21 protein-coding genes and 1 tRNA gene are annotated in these 25,432 nt (G+C 70.4%); 15 read left to right on the top strand and 7 right to left on the bottom strand.

What is annotated here, in order from left to right; translation table 11 throughout:
• The first annotated feature begins 114 nt into the window (after positions 1-114).
• Positions 115-777, top strand: coding sequence for a pyridoxamine 5'-phosphate oxidase family protein (locus ACFP3V_RS21020; RefSeq protein WP_380585687.1), 663 nt, complete (start codon positions 115-117; stop codon positions 775-777).
• Positions 778-858: 81 nt separating this feature from the next.
• Here ACFP3V_RS21020 and ACFP3V_RS21015 read toward each other — a convergent pair.
• Positions 859-929: transfer RNA gene (locus ACFP3V_RS21015), tRNA-Gly, on the bottom strand.
• 181 nt (positions 930-1,110) lie between these two features.
• Here ACFP3V_RS21015 and ACFP3V_RS21010 point away from each other — a divergent pair.
• The 3 genes from ACFP3V_RS21010 (at position 1,111) to ACFP3V_RS21000 (ending at position 2,503) form a co-directional block, all read left to right on the top strand.
• Positions 1,111-1,350 (top strand): hypothetical protein, encoded by a 240-nt coding sequence (locus ACFP3V_RS21010; protein ID WP_380585784.1) that lies wholly within the window; start codon positions 1,111-1,113, stop codon positions 1,348-1,350.
• 63 nt (positions 1,351-1,413) lie between these two features.
• Complete coding sequence (dcd, locus tag ACFP3V_RS21005) at positions 1,414-1,989, top strand: dCTP deaminase (protein WP_380585685.1); 576 nt, start codon at positions 1,414-1,416, stop codon at positions 1,987-1,989.
• A 16-nt stretch (positions 1,990-2,005) separates the two neighbouring features.
• Positions 2,006-2,503, top strand: coding sequence for a phosphoribosyltransferase (locus tag ACFP3V_RS21000; RefSeq protein ID WP_380585683.1), 498 nt, complete (start codon positions 2,006-2,008; stop codon positions 2,501-2,503).
• A gap of 10 nt (positions 2,504-2,513) precedes the next feature.
• On the opposite strand, the gene ACFP3V_RS20995 is transcribed toward ACFP3V_RS21000, so the two are convergent.
• The 3 genes from ACFP3V_RS20995 to ACFP3V_RS20985 all read right to left on the bottom strand — a co-directional run bounded on the left by ACFP3V_RS20995 (position 2,514) and on the right by ACFP3V_RS20985 (position 6,806).
• Entirely contained in the window at positions 2,514-4,280 is a 1,767-nt protein-coding gene (locus tag ACFP3V_RS20995) for a hypothetical protein (protein WP_380585681.1), read from the bottom strand.
• Positions 4,281-4,346: 66 nt separating this feature from the next.
• Positions 4,347-5,540, bottom strand: coding sequence for a LamG domain-containing protein (locus ACFP3V_RS20990; protein WP_380585679.1), 1,194 nt, complete (start codon positions 5,538-5,540; stop codon positions 4,347-4,349).
• 81 nt (positions 5,541-5,621) lie between these two features.
• A complete protein-coding gene (locus ACFP3V_RS20985; RefSeq protein WP_380585678.1) occupies positions 5,622-6,806 on the bottom strand; it encodes a GH12 family glycosyl hydrolase domain-containing protein in 1,185 nt (394 codons plus the stop codon).
• A gap of 133 nt (positions 6,807-6,939) precedes the next feature.
• Between ACFP3V_RS20985 and ACFP3V_RS20980 the strand changes: the two genes are divergently transcribed.
• Genes ACFP3V_RS20980 through ACFP3V_RS20970 form a run of 3 tightly spaced genes read left to right on the top strand, consistent with a single transcriptional unit; the run spans position 6,940 to position 11,179 of the window.
• The gene (locus ACFP3V_RS20980; protein ID WP_380585783.1) at positions 6,940-8,538 is read left to right on the top strand and encodes a glycosyltransferase family 2 protein; all 1,599 of its coding nucleotides are present in this window, start codon (positions 6,940-6,942) and stop codon (positions 8,536-8,538) included.
• 5 nt (positions 8,539-8,543) lie between these two features.
• On the top strand, positions 8,544-9,551 hold the full coding sequence (locus ACFP3V_RS20975; RefSeq protein WP_380585676.1) for a glycoside hydrolase family 26 protein: 1,008 nt from the start codon (positions 8,544-8,546) through the stop codon (positions 9,549-9,551).
• Entirely contained in the window at positions 9,551-11,179 is a 1,629-nt protein-coding gene (locus tag ACFP3V_RS20970; RefSeq protein ID WP_380585674.1) for a glycosyltransferase family 39 protein, read from the top strand. Before ACFP3V_RS20975 ends, ACFP3V_RS20970 begins: the two co-directional genes overlap by 1 nt.
• 12 nt (positions 11,180-11,191) lie before the next feature.
• On the opposite strand, the gene ACFP3V_RS20965 is transcribed toward ACFP3V_RS20970, so the two are convergent.
• The 3 genes from ACFP3V_RS20965 to ACFP3V_RS20955 all read right to left on the bottom strand — a co-directional run bounded on the left by ACFP3V_RS20965 (position 11,192) and on the right by ACFP3V_RS20955 (position 15,140).
• On the bottom strand, positions 11,192-12,046 hold the full coding sequence (locus ACFP3V_RS20965) for an alanyl-tRNA editing protein (RefSeq protein ID WP_380585673.1): 855 nt from the start codon (positions 12,044-12,046) through the stop codon (positions 11,192-11,194).
• A gap of 63 nt (positions 12,047-12,109) precedes the next feature.
• Positions 12,110-12,787: a Yip1 family protein gene (locus ACFP3V_RS20960; protein WP_380585671.1), complete on the bottom strand. Its 678-nt coding sequence runs from the start codon at positions 12,785-12,787 to the stop codon at positions 12,110-12,112.
• 166 nt (positions 12,788-12,953) lie between these two features.
• Positions 12,954-15,140 carry a (Fe-S)-binding protein gene (locus tag ACFP3V_RS20955; RefSeq protein WP_380585669.1) on the bottom strand — a complete coding sequence of 729 codons (2,187 nt, stop codon included), beginning with the start codon at positions 15,138-15,140 and terminating at the stop codon, positions 12,954-12,956.
• 257 nt (positions 15,141-15,397) lie between these two features.
• Here ACFP3V_RS20955 and dnaK point away from each other — a divergent pair, with 257 nt between their 5' ends.
• The 8 genes from dnaK to pstC all read left to right on the top strand — a co-directional run bounded on the left by dnaK (position 15,398) and on the right by pstC (position 25,430).
• Positions 15,398-17,242 (top strand): molecular chaperone DnaK, encoded by a 1,845-nt coding sequence (gene dnaK / locus ACFP3V_RS20950; RefSeq protein WP_380585668.1) that lies wholly within the window; start codon positions 15,398-15,400, stop codon positions 17,240-17,242.
• Positions 17,239-17,889 (top strand): nucleotide exchange factor GrpE, encoded by a 651-nt coding sequence (gene grpE, locus ACFP3V_RS20945; protein WP_380585666.1) that lies wholly within the window; start codon positions 17,239-17,241, stop codon positions 17,887-17,889. The genes dnaK and grpE overlap by 4 nt, the downstream gene beginning before the upstream one ends.
• 78 nt (positions 17,890-17,967) lie before the next feature.
• Complete coding sequence (dnaJ, locus tag ACFP3V_RS20940; protein ID WP_380585664.1) at positions 17,968-19,128, top strand: molecular chaperone DnaJ; 1,161 nt, start codon at positions 17,968-17,970, stop codon at positions 19,126-19,128.
• Between the two features lie 4 nt (positions 19,129-19,132).
• Complete coding sequence (locus ACFP3V_RS20935) at positions 19,133-19,582, top strand: heat shock protein transcriptional repressor HspR (protein WP_380585662.1); 450 nt, start codon at positions 19,133-19,135, stop codon at positions 19,580-19,582.
• Positions 19,583-20,035: 453 nt separating this feature from the next.
• Positions 20,036-21,037, top strand: a complete 1,002-nt coding sequence (locus tag ACFP3V_RS20930; protein WP_380585660.1) for a helix-turn-helix transcriptional regulator — start codon at positions 20,036-20,038, stop codon at positions 21,035-21,037.
• A 176-nt stretch (positions 21,038-21,213) separates the two neighbouring features.
• The gene (locus tag ACFP3V_RS20925) at positions 21,214-21,747 is read left to right on the top strand and encodes a hypothetical protein (protein ID WP_380585658.1); all 534 of its coding nucleotides are present in this window, start codon (positions 21,214-21,216) and stop codon (positions 21,745-21,747) included.
• 285 nt (positions 21,748-22,032) lie between these two features.
• On the top strand, positions 22,033-24,075 hold the full coding sequence (locus ACFP3V_RS20920) for an Ig-like domain repeat protein (protein ID WP_380585656.1): 2,043 nt from the start codon (positions 22,033-22,035) through the stop codon (positions 24,073-24,075).
• Positions 24,076-24,416: 341 nt separating this feature from the next.
• Positions 24,417-25,430, top strand: coding sequence for a phosphate ABC transporter permease subunit PstC (pstC, locus tag ACFP3V_RS20915; RefSeq protein ID WP_380585654.1), 1,014 nt, complete (start codon positions 24,417-24,419; stop codon positions 25,428-25,430).
• The last annotated feature ends 2 nt before the right edge of the window (positions 25,431-25,432 follow it).

Below are 25,432 nucleotides of genomic sequence, written 5' to 3'. Positions count from 1 at the left end.
TCCCTGGTAACCCCGCCGACGCCTGATTCACCCGAACAGCAGACGCAACTCCGCTCACGCGTGCGCCCCGGCCCCTGCTGACTCGGCCGACAGGAGCCTCGTAGCCTGTCGCCCATGACGAATGCACCCTCGCTCTCCGCCACCGAGCGCACCCGGCACCGCCGCCTGCGCGAGAACGGCCGGACCGACCGGGCCGAGCTGGACGCCGTCCTGCGCGCCGGCTTCCTGTGCCACCTCGGCGTGGTCCTCGACGGAGTCCCCATGGTGGTGCCGACCGTCTACGGCGCCACGGCCGACACGCTGTACTTCCACGGCTCCGTCGCCAGCCGCAGCCTGGTGGCCTCCCCGGAGGCGGAGGTCTGCGTGACCGTGACCCACGTCGACGGGCTGGTCCTCGCCCGGTCGGTGTTCGAGCACGGCGTCAACTACCGCAGCGCGATGGTCTACGGCGTCCCGCGCGCCGTGATCGACCCCGACGAGAAGCTGGAGGGGCTGCGCGTGCTCACGGAGCACGTGACGCCCGGGCAGTGGGACTACGCCAGGCAGCCCTCGCGCAAGGAGCTGGCCGCCACCACACTCCTGGCGCTCTCGCTGGACGAGGCGTCCGTCAAGATCGCCGAGGGGTTCCCCGAGGACGGCGACGGCCCTGACGGCGAACTGCCCGTCTGGGCCGGGGTCCTGCCCCTGCGCACCGTCCGCGGCGCGCTCCTCCCCGATCCGGCCCTGCGCCCCGGCATCCCGCTCCCGGCCCACCTGGCGGCGCTCGCCGAGGAGTGACTCCGTCGGCGCCGTGCCCCGGGCCGCCCGCCCCGCAGAACGAGAAGAGCCCCAGGTCGGTGACCTGGGGCTCTTCGACGGAGCGGGCGACGAGAATCGAACTCGCGCTCTGAGCTTGGGAAGCTCATGTTCTACCATTAAACTACGCCCGCCTGACGGACCGTCAGTTGCGCCCGTCTGCCCTCACTGTACCCCATCCCGTGACCTTGATGCACAGGTGGTTTCCGTGTCCTTCCCGGGCGTAGGGTGCTGCGCGTTCCGGAGTGGAGTGAGCCTCGGCGAGCCCTGGGTGGAATGCCCGGAACATCCCCTAATGTGACCAGGGCCTTGCCGATGCCGGGAGAGGGGAAGCACGTGGAACGCACCGTCGTCCGTTGTGCCGAGGGGCACCTGTTCAGCACCGCCAGCTTCCCGATGCAGAATCTCGGGGCCGGGAGAATCGGCCCCGGGCGGTTGATCCGCTGCCCCCAGTGCGCGCGGCTGCGCAGCGCGGTGCCGGCGGAGCTGGCCAAGCTGAGCCAGGACGAGATCCGGCAGGCGCTGCGGCGCGAGGCCGCCGAGTTCCTGGCCTGATCGGGCGGTGAGCGGGCGCGCCCGGATTGGGACGGGCGCGCCCCCAGCACGTAACCTCGATCCGTGCTGCTCTCAGACAAGGACATCCGGGACGAGATCGAGTCCGGGCGCGTGGTCATCGACCCGTTCGACCCGGAGATGATCCAGCCGTCCAGCATCGACGTGCGCCTCGACCGGTACTTCCGGGTCTTCGAGAACCACCGCTACCCGCACATCGACCCCGCGGTGGAGCAGCCGGACCTGACCCGGCTGGTGGAGCCGGACGGCGACGAGCCGTTCATCCTGCACCCGGGCGAGTTCGCCCTCGCGTCCACCTACGAGGTGGTCACTCTGCCGACGGACATCGCGTCCCGGCTGGAGGGCAAGAGCTCGCTGGGCCGCCTGGGCCTGCTCACCCACTCCACCGCCGGCTTCATCGACCCCGGCTTCAGCGGCCACGTGACGCTGGAGCTGTCGAACGTGGCCACGCTCCCGATCAAGCTCTACCCGGGCATGAAGATCGGCCAGCTGTGCATGTTCCGGCTGACCTCCCCGGCCGAGTTCCCCTACGGCTCCGAGCGGTACGGCTCCCGCTACTTCGGCCAGCGCGGGCCGACGCCCTCGCGGTCCTACCTCAACTTCCACCGCACCAAGATCTGAGAGCGAGGACCCGGCGATGGGCGCGGAGCGCGAGATCCTGACGTGGGACCTGTTCGGCCGCGCCGGCCGCGAACTGGCCCAGGCCGTCGCGGACGACGGCTACGAGCCTGACGTGATCCTCTCCATCGCCCGCGGCGGCCTCTTCGTGGCGGGCTCGCTCGGCTACGCGCTCGGGGTCAAGAACCTGCACGTCATGAACGTGGAGTTCTACGAGGGCGTGGGCAGGACGCTGGACATGCCGGTCATGCTGCCCCCGGTCCCCAACGCGGTGGACTTCTCCGCCAAGAAGGTCCTCATCGCCGACGACGTGGCCGACACCGGCAGGACGCTGGAGCTGGTCCGGGACTTCTGCCTGGACCACGTGGCGGACGTCCGCTGCGCGGTGGTCTACGAGAAGCCCCAGTCGCTCGTGAAGTGCGAGTACGTGTGGAAGCGGACGGACAGCTGGATCAACTTCCCGTGGTCCGACCAGCCCCCGGTGACCGCCCGGGCGGGGCAGGTGCTCGACGCCTGAGCGGCGGGGGCTACTTCTTGACGGCGGTCTTGGTCCCGCCCTGCGACTGGTTCCTGTTCCTGGTCCTGCCCTTGCTCGTCGTGCCTTTGCTCGTCGTGCCCTTGTGCGCGGAGCCCTTGGCCTGACCCTTGCCCGGCGCGGACGGCTGTCCTTCGGGGGCGAGGTAGACCGTGTACCTGCCGGTGGTGCCGCTCGTCGTGCTGACCACCGTGGCGGCCACCCGGTAGCCGTACTGCTTGAGGTAGGGCTGGATCTGCGCGTCGGTGCCGGCCGTCTGCATGAAGTCCAGGACCACCATGCGGTACTTGTGGGCCGCCAGCGCCGCCTTGATGGCCGGGACGCCGGTCAGCGTCTCGTGCGTCTTCGGGTCGGTGTAGTAGACCGCCACGAGGTCGTGCCACTGCTGCCAGTTGCTGCGGTCCTTGAAGTAGTACGCGGGGACGTCGTAGTCCTCCACCAGGTACTGGTCGGCGCCCTTCTGGACGTACGGCGTCAGGGCGGAGACCAGCGGACGGGAGTCCGGCCAGGCCGTGAACATCGCGGTGGCCTGGCCGAAGCCCACCCAGCCCAACGCGCCCACGGCGGTGGCCGCGGCCAGGCCGCCGGCCGCCAGGCGGGCGCGGGAGGCGGCCGCAGGCAGCAGGCGGGCCAGCAGGTAGCCCGCGACCATGCAGGAGAACCAGGCGCCGAAGTCCACGTGCTTCTGCAGGGAGAGCCAGGTGTGGATGCGGATCTGGTTGGCCGGCGCCAGCACACCGCCGACCAGGAGGACCAGCGCCAGCCAGCGGGCCGAGCGGCCGTTCGCGCCCCAGCGCGAGGCGGAGCAGAGGACGACGACGGTTCCTATCAGCGCCAGGACGAGCAGGGCGCCGACCCATTGGGCCGCTGCGGTCGCCACGTAGCCGTACGAGTCCGAGGCGACCTTGCGTTGCAGCGTGGTCGAGGTGAAGCCGTGCAGGTAGACCTGGCCCGCGGCGGCCGCCGGGATCGCCAGGGCCACCACCCAGACGGCGAACAGCAGCAGTCCGCGCCGCCAGCGCACACCGCTCCAGGGGCTGCCGCCCCAGCCCGCGAAGACGGCGAGGCCGAGCACCACGGGGGACCACAGCAGGGAGGCGTACTTGGTGGCATCGGCCAGGGCCATCGCGACGGCCGCGGGCAGGATGCAGAGGTAGCCGCCACCGGTCGCCAGCCGCGTCGCGAAGTAGCCCGCCCACGCCAGCAGGGCGAGCGCCATGGCGTCGTAGGTGGCGTAGCCGCCGAGGAACTGGGTCGGGCCGAGGGCCGCGAAGAGGGCCGCCGCGAAGAACGCGGCCAGTGAGCCGTAGATCCGGCGGGCGGCGAGATGCACCGCGACCGTCGCCGACAGCATGAAGACCATGCTCAGCAGACGGGTCCCGGAGAGGCCGCCGAGGATGTCCGCGGTGGCGACCACCACCGGGTAGATCACCGGGGCGCCGGAGAAGAAGCTCTGGTACTCGGCCACCGGGCGGCCGTGCAGCAGGTGCCCCAACTCCTGGTAGCCGGAGTAGATGTAGGTGCCCTCGTCCAGGAAGGCGGTGTTCATCCCGATCAGTCGGCCGGAGCAGGCCGCCTGGACCACGAGGACGAGGAGCAGCGGAAGCCAGTCCCGGCGCAGCGTCCGCGGCTGCGGTCGCGCCGCCTCGCGTTCCTCGAGCCGGCGCTGCCGGGCCAGCGCTCCGGGGCTGGGCGGGGGATCCACCCGCACGTATCCCGGTTCGGGCTCGACGACCACGACGGTCGGCGTTCCTGACACCGGGTCAGGATGGATCCACGTGCCTGCGCTGCTCACTCTGGGGGACTCTCCTCCGCGCCCGGCGGGTCAGTGGACCAGCCACGCATGGTCGGGGCCGGGGGTGACGGCCGTGCCCGCGGCCACCTTGACGACCTGACCGGCCGTCAGCGCCGACTTCCAGACCTGGATGTCCGCGATCTGGCCGCGCCAGGGGTCGACCCACTGGTCGGATGACCGGACCCGGCCGATCTGCAGGCCGCCGGCCGACTCGCGCACGCCCGGGACCTGCGTCTGGTCCTGCAGCGCGCCGTTGACGTAGAGCGCGATCCGGTGCGCACCGGCGTCGTAGACGCCCGTGACGACGGTGAACTGGCCCACCGCGGCGGCGCCCTTGGACATCACTGCCTTGGAACCGCCGCCCGGGAGCTGCACCTTGAAGACCCAGTGGTTGGCGCCGGAGTCGAGGACCCGGCCCAGTGAGAAGGAGTAGAAGCCCGAGGAGCCCTGGCTGACCACGGACCGGTTGCCGGTCGGCGCGTCGCTCCGGGCCCGGGCGGAGACGGTGAAGCTGCCGTCGGTCGGGACCATCTGGGCGGACGTCGCTGCGAACGAGTCCTGACCGCTGGGCAGCAGCAGGGCCTTGCCGTTGAAGCCCGGCGCCTTGCCCACGTGGGTCTGCGTCCCCAGGCCGAGCGGCGTGGAACCGGCGGCAGCGGGCACGGAGCCGGCTGTCGCCGGTCCGGGCGGCGGCCCCTGCTTGGTCGGCGGCGCCGACGGCGAGGCGGAACCTGCCGCGGACCCGGAGGCCGACGCGGACGGGGAGGACGAACCCTGGGCCTGCGGTTGGCCGTTGCCCTTGAGCGCGAGTGCGGTGACGCCGCCGGCCACGAGGAGGACCGCCACGGCTCCCGCGATGAAGCCGATGCGCCGGTTGCGCCGCTTGCGGTCCTCGTGCTGCTGGGCGAGCAGGTTCCAGTCCGGCTCGGACGGCGCGACCGGGACGGTGCCGGGAACGCCGGGCGGTGGCGGGTACCCGTACGGCTGGGCCTGCGGGTACGGCAGCGGAGCAGGCTGCTGCTGCGGGTATCCGTACGGCTGCTGCGGGGGCACGGGCTGGTAGGGGCCCTGAGCGGGCGGACCGAAGCCCTGGGGCGCCTGGCTCGCGTGGGGTGCCTGCGGCGCGAAGCCCCCGGCGACGGTGGGGGCTTCGTGCGGGGTCGGGGCCGGAGCGCGGTCCTGGGGGGGCACGGCGTCGCGGGGGACTTCCGGTCTCTCGCTCATGTGTCGGAATGGTAAGCCATGGGTCTGAACCGGCGACAGCGTGCTCACACCTTCCGCCGGTGCGCGGGGGTTGACGACCCGTCAGTCCGACGCGTTCGTCGGCAGCGCCCACCGGCCCGCCTCGGGCGAGGTGCACGGAACGAGGGTGGCCGCCGAGCCCAGGCACCGTCCGGTGGCCGCGTTGGCCAGGCGCCCCGAGGAGTCGAAGCCCCACCGTGCCGACAAGGCGGCTCCCGTGCAGCTCTCCAGGACCAGGCTGCCGCCAGCGGCCAGGCACCGGTTGCCGGTCTGCAGGGTGCCGTCGTTGGCGCTGGTCCAACTGCTGCTCCCGGAGCAGGCCGCGGCGTGCACCCCGGTCGGGGACGCGCTGAGGCAGTTCCCCGTCCGGCTGTCGCGGACCCGGCCCGCCGGGAGTCCGACCGCGTTGTGGAAGCCGAAGTCCGTGCTGCGCAGGCCCTTGCCTCCGGTCCAGATCTCGAAGCCCGCAGAGACCTTGCAGAGGAACGAACCGGACGGGACGTACCCGCGCATCACGGCGTCCTGGGTGAACAGGCGGAGGTCCAGGTCGTGGACGGAGTGCGTCGGTTGGAGCCGGACGTACGAGATCACGGTGTGCGCGGTGGTCCTGGGGACGAGGTGGACGTTGTAGCCGACGCCGTCGAGCGCGACCTGGGCGGCCGGGGCGCCGCCGGCAGGCTGCACGTTCTCGGTGGCGTCGAGCCAGACCATCAACTCCGCGCTGTGGGCGGGGACGCAGTCCTCCTGGCTGGGGCCGTACCAGAGGTCGAAGGCCAGGTCGTAGGAGCCGGACACGCCACCGGTCTCCGCCTGCCAGTCCGCCGTCGCGTCACCGAGGGCGGCGACCGGCACCGGCAGGCCCAGCGCCCCGGGTGAGGTCGCCACGTTCGGATAGGCGCCCGGTGCGCCGACCTTGGCCGGGAGCATGTTGCGGACCGTGGAGACGGTGAAGCCGTTGTCCCCGGAGAACTCCAGGCAGACCTCGCCCTCGGCGTTCCACTGGTCCGGCTCCAGCGTCAGGCTTCCGCCCTCGGCGAGGGTCTTGGGAAAGGGGACCGCAGTGCTGGTGCAACTGTGCCCGCTCAGGGGGCCGGTGGGGGCGGCGGACACCGAGGGGGCTCCGGGCGAGGAGGCCGCCTGCTCCCTGGTCTGCGAGCCGCAACCGCTGAGCAGCAGACAGGCGCCCACCACGGTGGCCACGACCGCGGAGTGGACGGATCCGGTGCCGCCGCCGGCTCGCCAGACCATGCGCTTCCCTCCCGGCGGTTGGTGGAACCACCGCACGATTCGTAACAAGGTGTGAGTACGATGCGCACATTAGCCCGCCCATGGACCACCAGTACGCCCCGGCATGCCTCCTCACACTCTGGACCCCGACGAGATGACCCTTGTTCAGCAGGGCGCGCCGGACGCGCGTCGGCGTGGCAACAGGCGGAAGCGGATCGCACCGAGCGGGCCGGGTTCGCGGTTGGGCCTGCTGCCGCAGCCGCCGGACGACCAGGAGAAGTACTCCTACACGGCACGGCGTCTGTGGATCCTCACCACCTGTTCCCTCGTCAGCTTCGGCTGCCTGCTGGTGAGTCAGGCGTCGCTGATCCGGCAGTCCCCGTGGCTCTACGCCTTCCTGCCCTTCGTCCTGTTCACCACCGGGTACTACCTGATCTCGCTCCGCGTCAACGGGTTCAGCCGCGGCTTCGACGTGAAGGAGCACCGCCGGCTGGTCCGGTCCTGGAGGCCCGAGGAGTATCCCAGCGTCGACGTCTTCCTCCCGGTGTGCGGTGAGCCGATCGAGACCCTGCACAACACGTGGACGCACGTCGCGCGGCTGCGCGACCACTATCCGGGCGTCGTGACGCCGTACGTGCTGGACGACTCGGCGACCCCGGAACTCGCGGCGATGGCAGTGGACTTCGGTTTCGTCTACGGCACCCGGCAGGAACGCGGCTGGTACAAGAAGGCGGGCAACCTGCACTTCGGCTTCGCCCACTCGTCGGGCACGTACATCCTGATCCTGGACGCGGACTTCGCCCCCCGGCCCGACCTGCTCCACGAGTTGCTGCCCTACCTGGAGCGGGACCCGCGGCTCGGCATCGTGCAGTCGCCGCAGTTCTTCCGGATCCTGGACGCCCAGAACTGGGTCGAGCGCGGCGCCGGAGCGGTCCAGGAGCTGTTCTACCGCTCCGTGCAGGTGTCCCGGCAGCGCAGCGACGGCGCCATCTGCGTGGGAAGTTGCGCGGTGTACCGGCGGGCGGCCCTGGAGGAGAACGGCGGAACGACGCTCATCGAGCACTCCGAGGACGTCCACACCGGATTCGACCTGCGTCGCCTCGGCTGGGACCTGCGCTACGTGCCGGTCGCGCTGTCGACCGGTGTCTGCCCCGACTCGGTGGGGGCCTTCTTCAACCAGCAGTACCGCTGGTGCTCCGGCTCGATGAGCCTGCTGGGAAGCCGCAAGTTCTGGGCCACGCGGATGCGGTGGAGCACCCGCTTCTGCTACCTGTCCGGCTTCCTCTACTACATCCACACGGCGCTGTTCACCTTCGTCTCGCCGCTGCTGCCGATCGTCCTGCTGCTCGCCATGCCCCAGGAGTTCCGCATCAGCAACATGGCCTTCGTGCTGCCGAGCCTGGTCTACACGACGCTGATCTTCCCGATGTGGCACCGGAATCCGTACCGACTGGAGGCCTGGGCCTCCCGTCTGCTCTACGGCTGGGCGCATGTCTTCGCGATCTGGGACATCCTGCGCCGGGACCGGATGGGTTGGCAGGCCACCGGTTCCAGCAACGCGCGCAAGAGCCGGATCAGGCGGCTGTGGACCGGAGTTGTCGGCTGGAGCGCGGGAAGTGCGCTGCTCTGGGTGGGCCTCGGACTGTGGCGGATGCTCACCATGCAGCCGCTGGACTTCGTGCTGGTCCTGTCCTCGGGGCTGTTCTACGCCGTCGTCGTGGCCCGGGTCCTCGTCCAGCCCCGGAGCAGGTGAGGTCCGTGAACCGAAGCCCCCGCACACTCGCCGGCGCGCTCGTGCTGACGCTCGGCCTGCTGCTGTCCGGCTGCGCGCTCAACACCGAGCCGACGTTCCGCGCCGGGACCGCGGTCGCGGGCGGCGGCACGTCGAAGGCCGCGGTCGGCGCCCGCACCACCTACGACGTGACCCCGCTGCTCCACCCGGACAAGAAGTACTTCGGCGCGGCACTGTCCGATATCCCGAAGTCCCTGGCGAAGACCAGGACTTACCAGTCGACCGTGGGCAAGGCGCCCAACCTGCTGGCGTTCTACGCCTCCTGGGGCGACGCCTACGACGTCAGCGGCGTCCGCCGCATCTTCGGCTACGGGGCGCTGCCCTACATGGCCTGGGAGCCGTACCACACCACGCTGGAGGCCATCGCCGACGGCAGGACCGACGACTACGTGCGTTCCGTGGCCCAGTCCGTCCTCTCCGCCGACGTCCCGGTGGCCATCAGCTTCGGCCACGAGATGAACGGCGACTGGTACCCGTGGGGGCGCCAGGCGGCCACCGCGGACCAGTTCGTCCGCGCCTGGAAGCACGTCCACGACATCTTCCAGCAGGTCGGCGCGACCAATGTGATCTGGGTCTGGAGCCCGAACAACATCTATCCCGCGCCCAAGGTGAAGCTGAAGCCCTACTACCCGGGGGACGCCTACGTCGACTGGGTCGGCGTCATCGGCTACTACACCGTGGACGGTCCGCGGACCTTCTCGGTCCTCTTCGATCCGACGTTCCGTCAGGTGCGGACCTTCTCCAAGCGTCCGTTCCTGATCAGTGAGACGGCCTCGGAGATGTCGGGGCGCCGACTCGCGGACGTGGACGACCTGTTCAGCGGCGTCCAGGCGCGCCCGGACGTGCTCGGCTTCATCTGGTTCGACATCGTCAAGCGGGCCGACTGGCGCATCGAGAGGACCCCCGGACCGCTCGCGGACTTCAAGCGCCGCGCCTCCAACCCCGTTTACGGCTTCGACGTCCGGAATCCCTGATGGATGAGACCACCGACTCCTGGTTCGCGCCGCGGGCCGGCGACCCCGACACGATCAGGCTCAGCGTGCCCCCGGTGCCGCAGCCGCTGCGGCCCGGGCCGCCGCCCGGCGTGATCGACTACACCACCCCGTACACCGTGCCGACCACTCCGCCGGTGGCCTGGTCGGCAGGGCCGAGTGCCCGGCGCAGCCGGGTCAGCCGGCTGTTCCTGCTCGCCGTGCTGCTGCTGCAGCTCTGCCTGTCGCTGCGGCTGCGCAACACCGCCTCCCCGGCGGAGGCGGCCACGCTGGTCGTCGGCCGTGCCGAACTCGCCCATCTGCAGCACGGGACACCGGTCGCCACGGACCTGGTCCAGCACGTCGGCGGGGCGCCCGCGCTGTACCCGGTGCTGGCGGCCCTCGGTGAGAGCGTCGACCGCGTCGCGGGAGCCCGGCTGGTGAGCCTCGGACTGATGCTGGCCACGACGGCGCTCCTCTACTCGCTGATCCGGCGGCTGTTCAACGAGCGGGTGGCGCTGGGGGCTGCGGCCGTCTACGCGGTGCTGCAGTCCACCGTGGTCCAGGGCTTCTCGGTCAGCTGCGAGGCACTCGGCGGTCTGCTGCTGGTCTGCTCCGGCTGGATCGCGGTCCGGGCCGGGCGCAGGCCCCTGGCGACCGCCGTTCTCGCGGCGGTGCCGGCGGTCGCCGCGGTCGTCACCGCGCACGCGGTGGTGCTCGCCCTACCGGCCCTGGCCGCGCTGCTGTTCTTCGGCGGCGCTGCCCGTCACGGCCTGCGGACCGGCATCCTGCGCCTGCTCCTGTGCTCGGTGCTCACGGGCGGCCTGCTCGCCGCCCTCGGTGCCGCCGGGGCGCTGTCCGGACTCCGTGCGGACCTGCTGCCCGAACCCGACGGCGTGCTGGACGCCTCCATCCGCGCGGCGGCGGTCTGGACGGGCCCGTTCCTCGCCGCCGCGCTGGTCGGTGGGGGCTGCTACCTGTGGCGGGAGCGGCTGAACGAGGTGCCGGACAGCGAGCCGCGCACGACCTCCCGTGCCCTGCGCTTCGTGCTGGTGGCCGGCCTGTGCACCCCCGCGCTGCTGGCGGCCGCGATCCAGCTGCGGGCGCAGAGCACCGCGGGGCTCGCCGAGCACACCGGACTCGGCCTGCTCTTCGCCGCGCCGCTGGTCGGTATCGCACTGACCCGACTGGTCGGAGCCCACTTCCGCTACCCGCAGCTCGGGCTGCTGGCGTGGGTGCTGCTGCTGGCGCTGGGCATCAACCAGTCGACCGGCCGCTTCGCGTCCTGGCCCGACGCCTCGCCCCTGCTCACGGCCGCCTACCCGCACCTGGCCCCGAACGGGCGCTACCTGACCCAGGTCGGCGGGGTCGAGCCGTACTACCTCTCGGACTACTCGACCCCCGGCCAGTGGCAGTCGGCCACCACCTCCGCCGCCAGCCTCCGGGCGGTTCCCGGCGTGGAGCAGGGCAGCTATCGGCTGGTCATCCTCAACTCCGCCGTCACCGGGCCGGGCAGCGGCCGGTTGGCCGCCGCCGTGAGCCGGTCGAACCGCTACCGGCTGATCACCCAGATCCGCTTCCGGGCCTACGGCACCCTGGTCGGCTACTCCGTCTACGTGCTCCGGTCCTGACGGACCCGGCGTTCAGCGGCGGGGCCGGGTCACCGCGGTGAGCTGGGAGCCGTCCGCGGAGAGGGCCAACTCCGTGGCGAGCGCCGTCAGTTGGCCCAGATGGGAGAGGTGGGTGCCGCCGCAGAAGATGGTGGCCTCACCCTCGGGCAGGTGGGCGTGCCACTGCCGACGGGCCGTCAGCTCCGGTCCCGGGGCCTCGATGCCGACCTTGGCGTCCGCCGCGACCCAGGAGGCCAGCCGGGCGTTGACCGCGTCCTGCACCGCGGGCAGCTCCTCCGCCAGGCCCTCGACCGTGAAGCCCTTCTTCTTCAGCGACTTGCCGATCCGGTAGACGTCATAGCTGGCCTGTTCGTCCATCCGGGACGAGTCCATGGCCAAGGCGTCGAAGTCCGGGTGCCCGAAGGCGTCCACGCGGCCCGGGTCCTTGCGCCAGCGGGGGGCGAGGGCCTCGTTCAGGGCCAGAGCCAGCAGGTGGCAGCCGGTGTGCGCCGCGCTCAGCGCGCCGCGCTTCCCGGCGTCCACGCGCAGCTCGACCTCCGCTCCGACCGGGACCGGCTCGGCCAGGACGTGGACGACCAGCCACGCCCAGCCCTCCTCGCCGCGCCGCACCGGGATGTCCGTGCCGAGGAACAGTTCGCCCTCCGGGCTCACTCCGCCGGTGACGCAGTCGAGCAGCTGACGGTCCGCCAGAGTGCCGCTGTCGGCGGGCTGGTCGGGCCAGGTGTGGTCGAGCGGGTGGAAGGGGGTCGAGGCGGTGACGACGCCCCAGCGCCCCTCCGGCAGCTCGACGCAGGCGAGCACCTGGGAGCGGCCGGTCACCTCCCCGGCGGGGAAGGTGACCTGGGTGGACGTGCTGGGGAGCGACATGCGAGGAACTCCAGACTGGGCTGCGCCGGTGCGTACGGCACCCATAGTGCCCCAGCCGGTCCGCTAGCCGAGCGTGGGGAGTTTGATCAGCACCAGCAGGACGATCAACTGCAGGGACGCTGCCGCGGCGGCCTTGCCCCACGGGAGGTCGTGCAGCTGCCGCAGCATCGCGCTGAGCAGCCAGGCGGTCAGCAGCCAGGTGGCCCAACCCAGCAGCTGCACCAGTCCGTTGCCGGTGCCGAGGAAGACGGCGAAGAGCAGTCGGGGAGCGTCGGTCAGCCAGCCGATCAGCATGGAGAGCCCGACCGTCGGCGCCCAGGCCCCGTCCCCGCCGAGTTGGCGGGACAGCGCGAAGGTGACGGAACCGAGCACCACCCCGGCCCCGCAGAACACGACGGCACTGCTCAGCAAGGCCGTCAGCGCCACGCCGAAGCTGCTGTCCAGCACCGCGGAGCGGGCGTCCGGCAGCGCGAAGGCGGCGAGCAGGCCGTAGACGGCGGACACGACGAGCGCGGGAGCCCAGAGCCGGTGCGGGCGCATCTGCGCGAAGGTGCGGGTCGGCTGCCGGTAGATCCCGACGAGCAGGTCGCGCCAGGCCAGCCGCTCGGGCCCCACCTCGGGGTGGGGCTGCCCGGCGCGGTAGGTGGTGACGTGCTCCTGGACTATGGGGTCGGGCCGGGTCCAGCCGGGCTCGTCGTCGCGCTGCTGCTCTGAACCTGCGTCTGATCCTGCGGGGTGCACAGAGCGACCGTACCCGAGCGCCCACGCGGCCGTGCCGACGCGGGCGGGGGTGGGGCGCAGGTTCAGGGGAACTCAGGGTCGCCCCGGACGGGGACAGCACGGCGCCTCCGGCGAACAGCACGGTGCCCCCCTGCGCGGGCGCGCAGGGGGGCACCGTGACCTCGCGTCAGGAGCCCACCGGCTCCGCCTGCTCCTCGGCGACCGGGCTGGCCTTGACGGAGTCCAGCAGCAGCTGGGCCACGTCCACCACCCGCAGCGACTCCTTGGCGGCGCCCTCGTTCTTCTTGCCGTTGACCGAGTCGGAGAGCATCACCAGGCAGAACGGGCAGGCCGTGGAGACGATGTCGGGGTTGAGCGACAGCGCCTCGTCCACGCGCTCGGCGTTGATGCGCTTGCCGATGCGCTCCTCCATCCACATGCGCGCGCCGCCGGCGCCGCAGCAGAAGCCGCGCTCCTTGTGGCGGTGCATCTCCTCGTTGCGCAGCCCGGGCACCTTCCCGATGATCTCGCGCGGGGGCGTGTAGACCTTGTTGTGGCGGCCCAGGTAGCAGGGGTCGTGGTAGGTGATCAGGCCCTCGACCGGGTTGACCGGGACGAGCTTGCCCTCGTCGATCAGGTGCTGCAGCAGCTGGGTGTGGTGGATGACCTCGAAGTGGCCGCCCAGCTGCGGGTACTCGTTGGCGAGCGTGTTGAAGCAGTGCGGGCAGGTGGCCACGATCCGCTTGACCGGGGCGTCCTCCAGCACGGTGTTCAGCGTCTCGACGTTCTGCGCGCCGAGCATCTGGAACAGGAACTCGTTGCCCAGGCGGCGGGCGGAGTCACCGGTGCAGGACTCCTCCTTGCCGAGGATCGCGAACTTCACGCCCGCGGTGTGCAGCAGCTCGGCGAAGGCCTTGGTGGTCTTCTTGGCCCGGTCCTCCAGGGCGCCGGCGCAGCCGACCCAGTAGAGGTACTCGACCTCGGCGGGGTCGATGTCCTCGCCGATGACCGGGACCTCGATGCCGGTCTCCTTCTTGAGCTCCTTGACCCAGTCGAGGCGGGCCTTGGTGGCCATGCCCCAGGGGTTGCCCTTGTTCTCCAGGTTCTTGAGCATGGTCCCGGCCTCGGTCGGGAAGTTGCTCTCGATCATCACCTGGTAGCGGCGCATGTCGACGATGTGGTCGATGTGCTCGATGTCCACCGGGCACTGCTCGACGCAGGCGCCGCACGTGGTGCAGGACCACAGCACGTCGGGGTCGATGACGCCGTGCTCCTCGGCGGTGCCGACCAGCGGGCGCTCGGCCTCCGTGGCGGCCCCGGCCGGGACGCCCGACTTGTCCTCACCCGCGAGCAGGTACGGGGCCTTCTTGTAGGCGTGGTCCCGCAGGTTCATGATCAGCAGCTTGGGCGAGAGCGGCTTGCCGGTGTTCCAGGCCGGGCACTGCGACTGGCAGCGGCCGCACTCGGTGCAGGTGGAGAAGTCGAGGATGCCCTTCCAGGAGAACTCCTCGACCTGGGAGACGCCGAAGACGGCGTCGTCGGCCGGGTCCTCGAAGTCGATCGGCTGCCCGTTGCTGTGCATCGGCAGCAGTGCGCCCAGGGCGACCTCGCCGGTGGCGTTGCGCTTGAACCAGATGTTGGGGAAGGCCAGGAAGCGGTGCCAGGCGACGCCCATGTCCGTCTTGAGCGAGACGGTGATCATCCAGATGAAGGAGGTCGCGATCTTGACCATGGCGGTCAGGTAGATCATGTTCTGCAGCGTCGTCACGGACGCGCCCGAGAAGGCCTTCACCAGGGGGTAGGAGATCAGGTAGCTGGCCTCGTAATGGTCGAGGCCCGCCAGGGCGCCCTCCAGGCCGCGCAGCGACATGATCGCCAGGCCGATGATCAGGATGACGCTCTCGACGAAGTACGCCTGGCCCATGTTGGAGCCGGCGAAGCGGGACTTGCGGCCGGGACGGCCCGGCTTGCTCAGCTGGCGGATCACGATGAGGGTCAGGATGCCCAGCGTGGTCAGCGTGCCGACCAGCTCGACGAAGACGTTCCAGACCGTCCAGTGCCCGATGACCGGCAGCGCGAAGCTGGCGTCGAAGAGCTGCCCGAACGCGTTGACCAGGGTGAGCACCAGGGAGAAGAAGCCCACCGCGACGAACCAGTGGGCGAAGCCGATGATGCCCCACTGGTTCATCCGGGTGTGCCCGAGGAACTCGCGGACCACGGTCAGCGTCCGCTGCTGCCAGTTGTCGTTGCGCGCGCCGGCCGGCAGCTTCTGCCCCAGCCGCACGAAGCCGTAGATCTGCGCGATCGCGCGCGCGAACAGCGCCACGCCGACCACGGCGAGAACCAGCGACACGATGATCGCGGTCAGTTGCATGGGGGCTCCTCGAAGGCCAAGCGGAGCAACGCGTACTCAGGGGTAACTTATCTGTTTTCCCACTGAGGGTATCCAGTCGGGTACCGCTTACCCAGTCCGGGCGCGGGTGAGATAGGTCATCGGGGTGCTGCTTCCCCTGTTCGGCAGAAACTTGAGCCGTGCTCGCTCAAGTCTGTTGACGCCATGACGATCGTCAGGCACTCTTGAGTCTGTTCAGCTCAACTTCCCGGCTCCATTCCCTTGGGAGGGTTCCAACGATGGCTCGTGCGGTCGGAATCGACCTCGGTACGACGAACTCTGTCGTCAGCGTCCTCGAAGGCGGTGAGCCCACCGTCATCACCAACGCCGAGGGCGCCCGGACCACGCCGTCCGTCGTCGCCTTCGCCAAGAACGGCGAGGTCCTCGTCGGCGAGGTGGCCAAGCGTCAGGCTGTCACCAACGTCGACCGGACCATCCGCTCCGTCAAGCGCCACATGGGCACCGACTGGAAGGTCGGCATCGACGGCAAGGACTTCACGCCGCAGCAGATCTCCGCCTTCATCCTGCAGAAGCTCAAGCGGGACGCCGAGGCGTACCTGGGCGAGAAGGTCACCGACGCGGTGATCACCGTCCCGGCGTACTTCAACGACTCCGAGCGCCAGGCCACCAAGGAGGCCGGCGAGATCGCGGGCCTCAACGTCCTGCGCATCGTCAACGAGCCGACCGCGGCCGCCCTGGCCTACGGCCTGGACAAGGACGACCAGACCATCCTGGTCTTCGACCTCGGCGGCGGCACCTTCGACGTGTCGCTGCTGGAGATCGGCGACGGCGTGGTCGAGGTCAAGGCCACCAACGGCGACAACCACCTCGGTGGTGACGACTGGGACCAGCGCGTCGTCGACCACCTGGTCAAGCAGTTCCAGAACGGCCACGGCGTCGACCTGTCCAAGGACAAGATGGCGCTGCAGCGTCTGCGCGAGGCCGCGGAGAAGGCGAAGATCGAGCTCTCCTCGTCCACCGAGACCACGATCAACCTGCCCTACATCACCGCCTCCGCCGAGGGCCCGCTGCACCTGGACGAGAAGCTGACGCGCTCGCAGTTCCAGCAGCTGACCGCGGACCTGCTGGAGCGCTGCAAGACCCCGTTCCACAACGTCATCAAGGACGCCGGCATCCAGCTGTCCGAGATCGACCACGTGGTCCTGGTCGGCGGCTCGACCCGGATGCCGGCCGTGGCCGAGCTGGTGCGCGAGCTGACCGGCGGCAAGGAGCCCAACAAGGGCGTGAACCCGGACGAGGTCGTCGCCATCGGCGCGTCCCTCCAGGCCGGTGTGCTCAAGGGCGAGGTCAAGGACGTCCTGCTGCTGGACGTCACCCCGCTGTCCCTCGGTATCGAGACCAAGGGCGGCATCATGACCAAGCTGATCGAGCGCAACACCACGATCCCGACCAAGCGCTCCGAGATCTTCACCACGGCCGAGGACAACCAGCCGTCCGTGCAGATCCAGGTCTACCAGGGCGAGCGCGAGATCGCGGCCTACAACAAGAAGCTCGGCATGTTCGAGCTGACCGGCCTGCCCCCGGCGCCGCGCGGCGTTCCGCAGATCGAGGTCACCTTCGACATCGACGCCAACGGCATCATGCACGTCTCCGCCAAGGACCTCGGTACCGGCAAGGAGCAGCGCATGGCCGTCACCGGCGGCTCGGCCCTCCCCAAGGAGGACATCGAGCGGATGATGCGCGAGGCCGAGCAGTTCGCGGAGGAGGACCACCGCCGCCGCGAGGCCGCCGAGACCCGCAACACCGGCGAGCAGCTCGTCTACACGACCGAGAAGTTCCTCAAGGACAACGAGGACAAGGTTCCGGCCGAGATCAAGACCGAGGTCACCGCCGCGGTCGACGAGCTCAAGGAGAAGCTGAAGGGCGAGGACTCCGCGGCCATCCGCGAGGCCACCGAGAAGCTCTCCACGGTCTCCCAGAAGCTCGGCCAGGCGCTCTACGCCCAGGCCGGCGAGGGTGCCGCGGCCGCCGGGGCCGGTGCCCCGAACGCCGAGGCCGCCGACGACGACGTGGTGGACGCCGAGATCGTCGACGACGAGAAGCGCGAGGGCGGTGCCCAGTGACGACGGAGGAGACGCAGGGCGACGCCAAGGAGCCCCGCGCCGCTTCCGGCAAGGCCGGGGACGAGAAGTCCGACTCCAAGGCCGCCGGCAAGGCGGCCGCGGAGGCCCCCGCCGCCGAGGAGAAGGCGGATGCCAAGGGCGGCAAGGGCGCTGACGAGGCGTCAGAGCTGCGCAAGCAGCTCGCCGAGCGCACGGCCGACCTGCAGCGGCTCCAGGCGGAGTACCAGAACTACCGCAAGCGCGTCGAGCGCGACCGGGTGACGGTCCGGGAGATCGCGGTCGCCGCGATCCTGGAGAACCTGCTCCCGGTGCTCGACGACATCGGCCGCGCCCGCGACCACGACGAGCTGGTGGGCGGATTCAAGTCCGTCGGCGAGTCGCTGGAGACGGTCGTCGCCAAGCTGGGTCTGCAGCAGTTCGGCAAGCAGGGCGAGCCCTTCGACCCGCAGCTGCACGAGGCGCTGATGCACAGCTACTCGTCCGACGTGGACGAGACCACGTGCGTGCAGATCCTGCAGCCGGGCTACAAGATCGGCGAGCGGATCATCCGCCCGGCGCGCGTCGCCGTGGCGGAGCCGGAGCCGGGCGGTTCGAGTGCCGGGGCCGCGGAGGAGTCCGACAAGGACGACGTTGACGCCGAGGACTGATCGGGCGGGGGCCGGTCGCGAGCTGCTCGAGGCAGCCGCGGCCGGCCCCCGGCACGGGGAAGCGGAACGGAGGGTTGGATGAGCGGCAAGGACTTCGTCGAGAAGGACTACTACAAGGTTCTCGGCGTGCCGAAGGACGCCTCCACCGCGGAGATCAAGAAGGCCTACCGCAAGCTGGCCCGGGAGTTCCACCCGGACGCCAACAAGGGCGACAAGGCGGCCGAGGAGCGCTTCAAGGAGATCTCCGAGGCCAATGACGTCCTGGCCGACCCCAAGCGGCGCAAGGAGTACGACGAGGCCCGCGCCCTCTTCGCCAACGGCGGTTTCCGCGGCGGTGCGGGCGGCAACTTCGGCGGCTTCGACCTGGGCGACCTCTTCGGCGGCGCCCAGACCGGTTCCGGCGGGGGCTTCGGCGGCGGCATCGGCGACGTCTTCGGCGGCCTGTTCAACCGCGGCGGCCGGACGACCACCCAGCCGCGGCGGGGTGCTGACGTCGAGTCAGAGGTCACCCTCAGCTTCGTCGAGGCGGTGGAGGGCGCGACCGTCCCGATCCGGATGACCTCGCAGGCGGCCTGCAAGGCCTGTGCCGGGACCGGCGCCAAGGCGGGGACGACGCCCCGGGTCTGCCCGACCTGCGTCGGCACCGGTCATGTCTCGCGCGGCCAGGGCACGTTCGCGCTGTCCGAGCCGTGCCGGGACTGCAAGGGCCGCGGCCTGATCGTGGACGACCCCTGCGAGGTCTGCCACGGCAGCGGGCGCGCCACCTCGGCGCGGACCATGCAGGTCCGCATCCCCGCGGGCGTCTCCGACGACCAGCGGATCCGGCTCAAGGGCAAGGGCGCGCAGGGCGAGCGCGGCGGCCAGCCGGGCGACCTCTACGTCACCGTGCATGTGCAGCCCCACCCCGTGTTCGGGCGGAAGGGCGACAATCTGACGGTGACGGTCCCGGTCTCCTTCCCGGAGGCGGCGCTGGGCGGCGAGATCCGCGTTCCGACGCTGAACGGCCAGCCGGTCACTCTGCGGATCCCGCCGGGCACGGCCAACGGCCGCACCATGCGGGCGCGCGGCAAGGGCGCCGTCCGCAAGGACGGTACGCGCGGCGACCTGCTGGTGACCGTGGAGGTCGCGGTTCCCTCGGAACTGCCCGGGGAAGCACAGGACTTGTTGGAGAAGTACCGCGAGGCGACCGCGGCGGACGACCCGCGGGCGGCCTTGTTCAAGGCGGCGGAGGAGGACTGAGGCGATGGACGGCGGCAACGGCGGCAACCAGGGCCGAGGGCCCCGGATGCCCTACGAGTTGACGGAGCACACACCCGTCTACGTCATCTCGGTCGCGGCGGAGCTGAGCGGTCTGCACCCGCAGACCCTGCGCCAGTACGACCGGTTGGGGCTCGTCTCCCCGGACCGCACGGCCGGCCGCGGCCGTCGGTACTCGGCACGGGACATCGAGCAGCTGCGCGAGGTGCAGCGCCTCTCCCAGGAGGAGGGGATCAACCTGGCGGGCATCAAGCGCATCATCGAACTCGAGAACCAGGTCGCCGCCCTCCAGGCCCGCGTCGCCGAACTCACCGCCGCGGCGGACGCGGCAGCCGCCGCCGTGCACGCCTCGTACCGGAGGGATCTGGTGCCCTATCAGCAGGTGCAGCAGAGCGCTGCGCTGGTGGTGTGGCGCCCGAAGAAGCGGGAAGGCTGACACGCGTTCAGAGCCCGCCCGAGTCCGTCCGGCGTGCTGCCGGGAGGCGCGGGCGGGCGGGCTCTGAACTCAGGGCTGCGGGGACCGCGAACAGGCTCAGGCGGTCCAGGTCGTGTCAGCCGGTGAAACCACGTGTGCCGGTGTGGCTGCCGAGGCCGCACCGGAGCCGACGCACACGAGGCCCGTCGCGACGAGTGCAGCAAGCGCCGCAATACGGATGAGACGGTGTACCTTGCGCATGTCACCGCTCCTTTCAGGTGCGAAACCGACGAGTCTTCTTGGGCAGACCTGTACCACAATGACCTGTTGGGGCGTCTGGACCCAGCGATTCGCAGTGGCAACAAGTGGTCAGCATCTGCTGGTCAGAGGGGATTTCGGGCAAAAATGGACATACCTTCGGACCCCGAACTGCAACTGCCGTCCGCCCTCTCGTCCGCCGCAGTAGCTGTGTACATGTCCATTCTCGGCAGTGGTAATGCTGAGGCCGCATATGTTGCCAAAGAAACGGCCTTGCCCGAAGCAGAAGTCGAGCGATGTATCCGGGATTTGGCGGCTCACCACCTGCTCACGCCGTCCTCGGCCCATGTCGGCGGCTACCTGGCGGTCAGCCCGGATCTCGCCGCTGCCCGTCTGGTGGAACCGCTTGAGGCGGCCATCCGCAGCTATCGGGATTCCGCCGACACGATCCGCGAGCGCCTTCTGCAACTCCTCCCCGCCTACCTCAGCAGGCAGGGCAGCGACTCGGTCGCGGTGAGTCGGGCACTGGAGGTGATCGCTGATCCGAAGGACGTCCAGCTTCTGATCAATCAGGCCGTCAATACCTGCACGAAGGAGTTGATGACGGTTCAGCCGGGCGGGCAGCGGGATCCGGAAGCTCTCAAGAAGGTGCTGCCCCAGGAGCTTGCCGCGATCAATCGCGGCGTTCGTATGCGTGTCCTCTATCAGCACACCACCCGCTCGTTGCTCGGGGTGCGGGCCTACGTGTCGGCGATCACGGAAGCCGGAGCCCAGGTGCGCACGGCCGACCAGCTGGCCGAGCGCATGCTGATCTTCGACCGGGAAGTCGTCTTCATTCCCAAGTGGCAGGTGCCGGGACAGGTTCCCGGGGCCGTCATGGTGCGCGAACCCGTCCTCGTCGCATTCCTGTGCGCCCTGTTCGACCAGTTCTGGAGTTCGGCAACGCCTTTCGTTCCGGAGGGGCCGGGCTACCAGGACGCTTCCGACGACCTGCAGCGCTCGATCGTCCAACTGCTGGCGCAAGGCCTGAAGGACGAGCTCGTCGCGCGTCGGCTCGGCATGTCCGTGCGCACCTGCCGGCGTCACATCGCCGCCATCATGCGCGAGTTGGGCGCTGACAGCCGCTTCGAGGCGGGAGTCAAGGCGGCGCAGCTCGGCTGGTTGGAGCGGTCGGCACCCACGGGCATGGAGGGCAAGATGTCGATGGGCGGCAACTAGATGTCACTGAGTGCCCGTGGACGCACATCCGTACGCCCCTGCACCATGGAGTCATCCCCCCGAGGGCCGCTGGCGCCAGCAGCCTGATCCTCCAAATCTCAAGACCGCGCGGATACAAGTACCCGGGAAGCTACGGGATTTGATGTCACGCGGTCAACTGCCCTGTGGAGTCGATCATGAGCGAGCTGCTTTCCGATCACGACCTTGTCGCCGCCGATGCCCGACGGAACCTGCGCGTGTTCCTCGCGGCTCCCTCGCTCCGACTCACCGGACCTGCCGACGGCGTGTTCAGCCTCGCCCTGCGTGGGCGGGTGACCGCCATGCGGGAGGCCCTTCTCGACGCCGGCGTCAGCGTGTTCAGCGCACACCATGACGACGTGTGGGTCACCCGGGGCATGGGCACCGGCACCCGCGTGCCGAGCGCGTTCCGCGCCATGCAGTCCGCGGACCTCGCTTTCGCGTACATCGGCTCCCCGCTCTCCGCCGGCGTGGGCATGGAGCTGGGCTGGGCCACCGCCCTGCGCAAGCCGGTCGTGCTGCTGGTCGACCAGGCCGTCTCGCACGCCCCGATCATCCAGACCCTCGAAGAGGTCTCCCCGGTCCTGCCGCTGGAGTTCGACACGCACTGGAGCGCCGAGGCCCTGCGGCACGCGGTCGTCACCGCGCTCGACTGGGCCGACCTCTCGGTCAGCTACCCCGAGTCGGCCTGAACCGGCCCGAAGCGACCTGAATCGCCGAGTCGGGCAACGGGTCGAGTCCGCCGAGTCGGCCGAACCGCGCCCGGTGGCCGCCCGTGTCCCTGACGCCCCGTCATGACACTGGGTCCAGTGGCCGACAGGCGTTCGAGATGTGTTCATTCGGTGTAGGCGCCGACCACATCGGCCCCACCTTCAATCGTCTCCCGGCACGCAGCGGGTGACTCGCACGTCGTCTCCATCAGCTCCACCGTCTCCCGCTCGTCTCGCTCACACCCATCAAGCGAGCAGGAGACTCGTATGCGCGCGAAGCGCTCCACCGCCCTTGCGGCCGCGGTCGTCACCGCCGCCCTCGCCGGGGGCAGCCTGGTCTCGGTCGGCACCGCCCATGCCGATCCCGCCTCCGGCGCGGCCTCCGGCCAGCTGGTCGGCGTCGGGTCCGACACCACCCAGGACGTGCTCAACGCCCTCGCCGCCGACGTGCAGCGCACCGGCGGTCCCGCCCTGGCCTCCTGGAACGCGACGGGGACGGCCACCATCACCACCCGGCCCGGCGGGGTCGCCTTCGCCCGCCCGAACGGGTCCGGTGACGGCCGCAAGGCGCTGACGGACTCGCTGACGGACTCCGCGTTCGGCAACGCCGCCGCGAGCCCGGTCAAGATCGGCGGGCAGGTCGACTTCGCCCGCTCCTCCGGCGGTCCCGGCGCCTCGGGCACCTCGCTCACCTTCATCCCCTTCGCCCGTGACGCGGTGGACTACGTCGCCAAGGGCTCCTGGCTGCAGCAGCTCTCCAAGGCGCAGCTGCAGGGGATCTACAACCACACCATCACCTCCCTCGACGGCCACCCGGTCACCCCGTACCTGCCGCAGGCCGGCTCGGGCACCCGGAAGTTCTTCCTCTCCGCGATCGGCCTGACCGAGTCGGACGTCACCTGGATCACCGACGCGAAGCAGATCGTCGAGGAGAACCACGGCAACGCCCTGATCACGAAGGACGCGAGCAACAACGACCAGGTCGCCGACGGCGTCATCGCGCCCTTCTCGGCCGCCTCCTGGATCGCCCAGCTCAACAACGTCTCGGCCGGCGTCGACCAGACCTCGCAGGCCGTCTCCCTGGGCCTGACGCTCGGTCAGATCGACCTGGACAGCACCGTCTCCGGCGCCTCCGGCACGGACTTCGAGTTCGCCGCCACCAAGGACGCCCAGGGCGTGTGGCAGACGGTCCCGGCCTTCTACAGCAACTCCACCTTCGGCCGCGACGTCTACAACGTCGTCGCCACCCGGGAGATCAACCCGGCGAGCGCCTTCTTCAAGCAGTCCCTGTACGACTACTTCGTCACCTCGGGCAGCCACGTCGCGCTGCTGGACTCCGCGGCGGCGCAGGCCGACATCGCCAAGTACGGCTTCCAGAACGTCTCCTACAACGGCGACCTGACCAGCAGCCACACCAAGCCCGGCGGTCTGGAGGACTCCTCCCTGCAGCTCGCCACCCCGGCCGCGGCCCACGTCAGCACCTCGGCGGGCAACGGAAGCCTCGGCGTCAGCTGGTCCGCCGGCTCCGCGACCGCGCCCAGCGACTACTGGGTCACCGTCACGGGTCCGGACGGCAAGCCGCTCAAGGACGCCTCCGGGAACGTGCTGAGCAACAAGGACATCCTGGCCGGAAAGAACGCCCTCACCTGGTCCGGGCTGGCGAGCGGCAGCTACACGGTGACCGTCCAGGCGGCGAACATCGTCGGCACGGCGGACGCGACCACGGTCAAGGTGGCGGTCACCGCCAAGGCGGCAACCGCGATCAGCTACTCCCGCCCGGCCAACGTCGCCTACGGCTACAACGAGCGCATCACGGCCAAGGTCGTCCCCGCGGGCCAGGCCGTGCCGACCGGTCAGGTGCAGCTGCTCGACGGTGCGCGGGTGGTGGGCTCCGGCACCCTGGTCAAGGGCGTGGCGGTCGTCAACTTCCTCAACCCGGCCTACCAGCCGGGCTGGCACTCCTTCACGCTGAAGTACCTGGGCGACGCCCAGAACCAGGCGTCCACCACCCGGGTCGGCTTCACCATCGTGAAGGCCACCCCGGCGGAGCGGATCTCCTTCCCCACCCGGGTCGGCCACACCAGGACCTCGCGGATCACGGTCGCCCTGTCCTCGCCGCACGCGAGCGTCAGCGGCTGGGTGTCGGTGTACGACGGCCGCAAGCGCGTCGGCTTCGCCAAGGTCGTGGGCGGCAAGGCGGTCGTGACCGTGGCCCGGCTGGGCAGGGGCACGCACAAGCTGCGCATCGCCTACTCGGGCAACAGCGTGCTGAACGCGACCAGCCGCTGGGTGACCGTCAAGTCCGTGTGATCGCTGCGCACTTGACGGACCACTGATCGAGGCCGCCCCCAGCCTGCGCGGGGGCGGCCTCCTCCGCGCGCGGCGATCTGTGCGGGGAACGGTCCGCACCCCGCAGGCTCGGCCGGGCGGGCGGTGGCGGAGGCTGCTACCGCCTGTCGGCGGGTCGTCGTCAAGGTCGCGGTGTGGCAGCTGGCCTGACGGCCCGTCGGCACGGCGACCCGCCGCCCTTCACAAAAGCTCGAAGAAGTTCACCGTCCGTTCAGGGTGGGCGGAGGCGAACCGCAATTCGCCTCCCCCACGCTCTGCGGTGATTGCGTTCGAACACTCGTCAGGGAAGGAACCAAGGGACGTTGACCATCCCTGAAGGCTCCGCCGTCCCGCTTCCCGTGGACGCCCCCCGCAAGCTGACCCACCTGGTCGGCGGGGGCGACCGCGTGTTCCGCGGCGTGCTGCGCAGCTCCGGAGTCGCCGTGCTCGGCATCATGGCGGCCGTCGGCCTGTTCCTGCTGCTGCGCGCCACGCAGGCGCTCAAGGTCACCGGCTTCCGGTTCCTGACCACCGAGCAGTGGCAGCCGGACGTCCACAACTTCGGCATCGCCGCCGTGCTCACCGGAACCCTGTTGATCGCGGCGGTGGCCGTCTGCGTCTCGGTGCCGCTGGCCCTCGGCACGGCCCTGTTCATCTCCGAGGTCGCGCCGCCGCGGCTGCGCCGCTGGCTGATCGCGCTGGTGGACCTGATGGCGGCGGTGCCCTCGGTGGTCTACGGCCTGTGGGGTCTCTTCTTCCTGCAAGGACAGGTCATCGGGCTATCGCGGTGGATCTCCACCTGGTTCGGCTTCATCCCCCTCTTCCATGTCGACGGGGCGGAGCCCGGGCAGCCGCTGGCGAGTCAGAGCGTCTACACGGCGAGTTCGTTCATCGCCGGCATCGTCGTGGCGATGATGGTGGCGCCGATCCAGTGCTCGGTGATGCGCGAGGTCTTCACCCGGGCTCCGATCGGCGAGCGCGAGGGCGCCTACGCGCTGGGCTCCACCCGCTGGGGCATGATCCGCTCGGTGGTACTGCCCTTCGGCACCGGCGGGATCATCGGCGGCACCATGCTGGGCCTGGGCCGGGCCCTCGGCGAGACCATCGCGGTCTACCTGATCATCTCGCCGGTCTTCCAGATCCAGCCCCACGTTCTGCAGACCGGCTCCAACTCGGTCTCCTCGCTGATCGCCCTGCACTACGGCGACTCCTCGGACTTCGGCATGTCCGCCCTGATGGCGGCCGGACTGGCGCTGTTCCTGCTGACCCTGGTGGTCAACTTCACCGCTTCCTCGATCGTCGCGCGGTCCCGCTCGGGCGCGCAGAGTGAGGGCTGAGC

Source organism: Streptacidiphilus monticola (assembly GCF_042658505.1).
In the GTDB taxonomy this organism is placed as follows: domain Bacteria; phylum Actinomycetota; class Actinomycetes; order Streptomycetales; family Streptomycetaceae; genus Streptacidiphilus; species Streptacidiphilus monticola.
The sequence above is the reverse complement of the archived record's forward strand: the minus strand, read 5'-3'. Positions and strand labels throughout refer to the sequence as shown.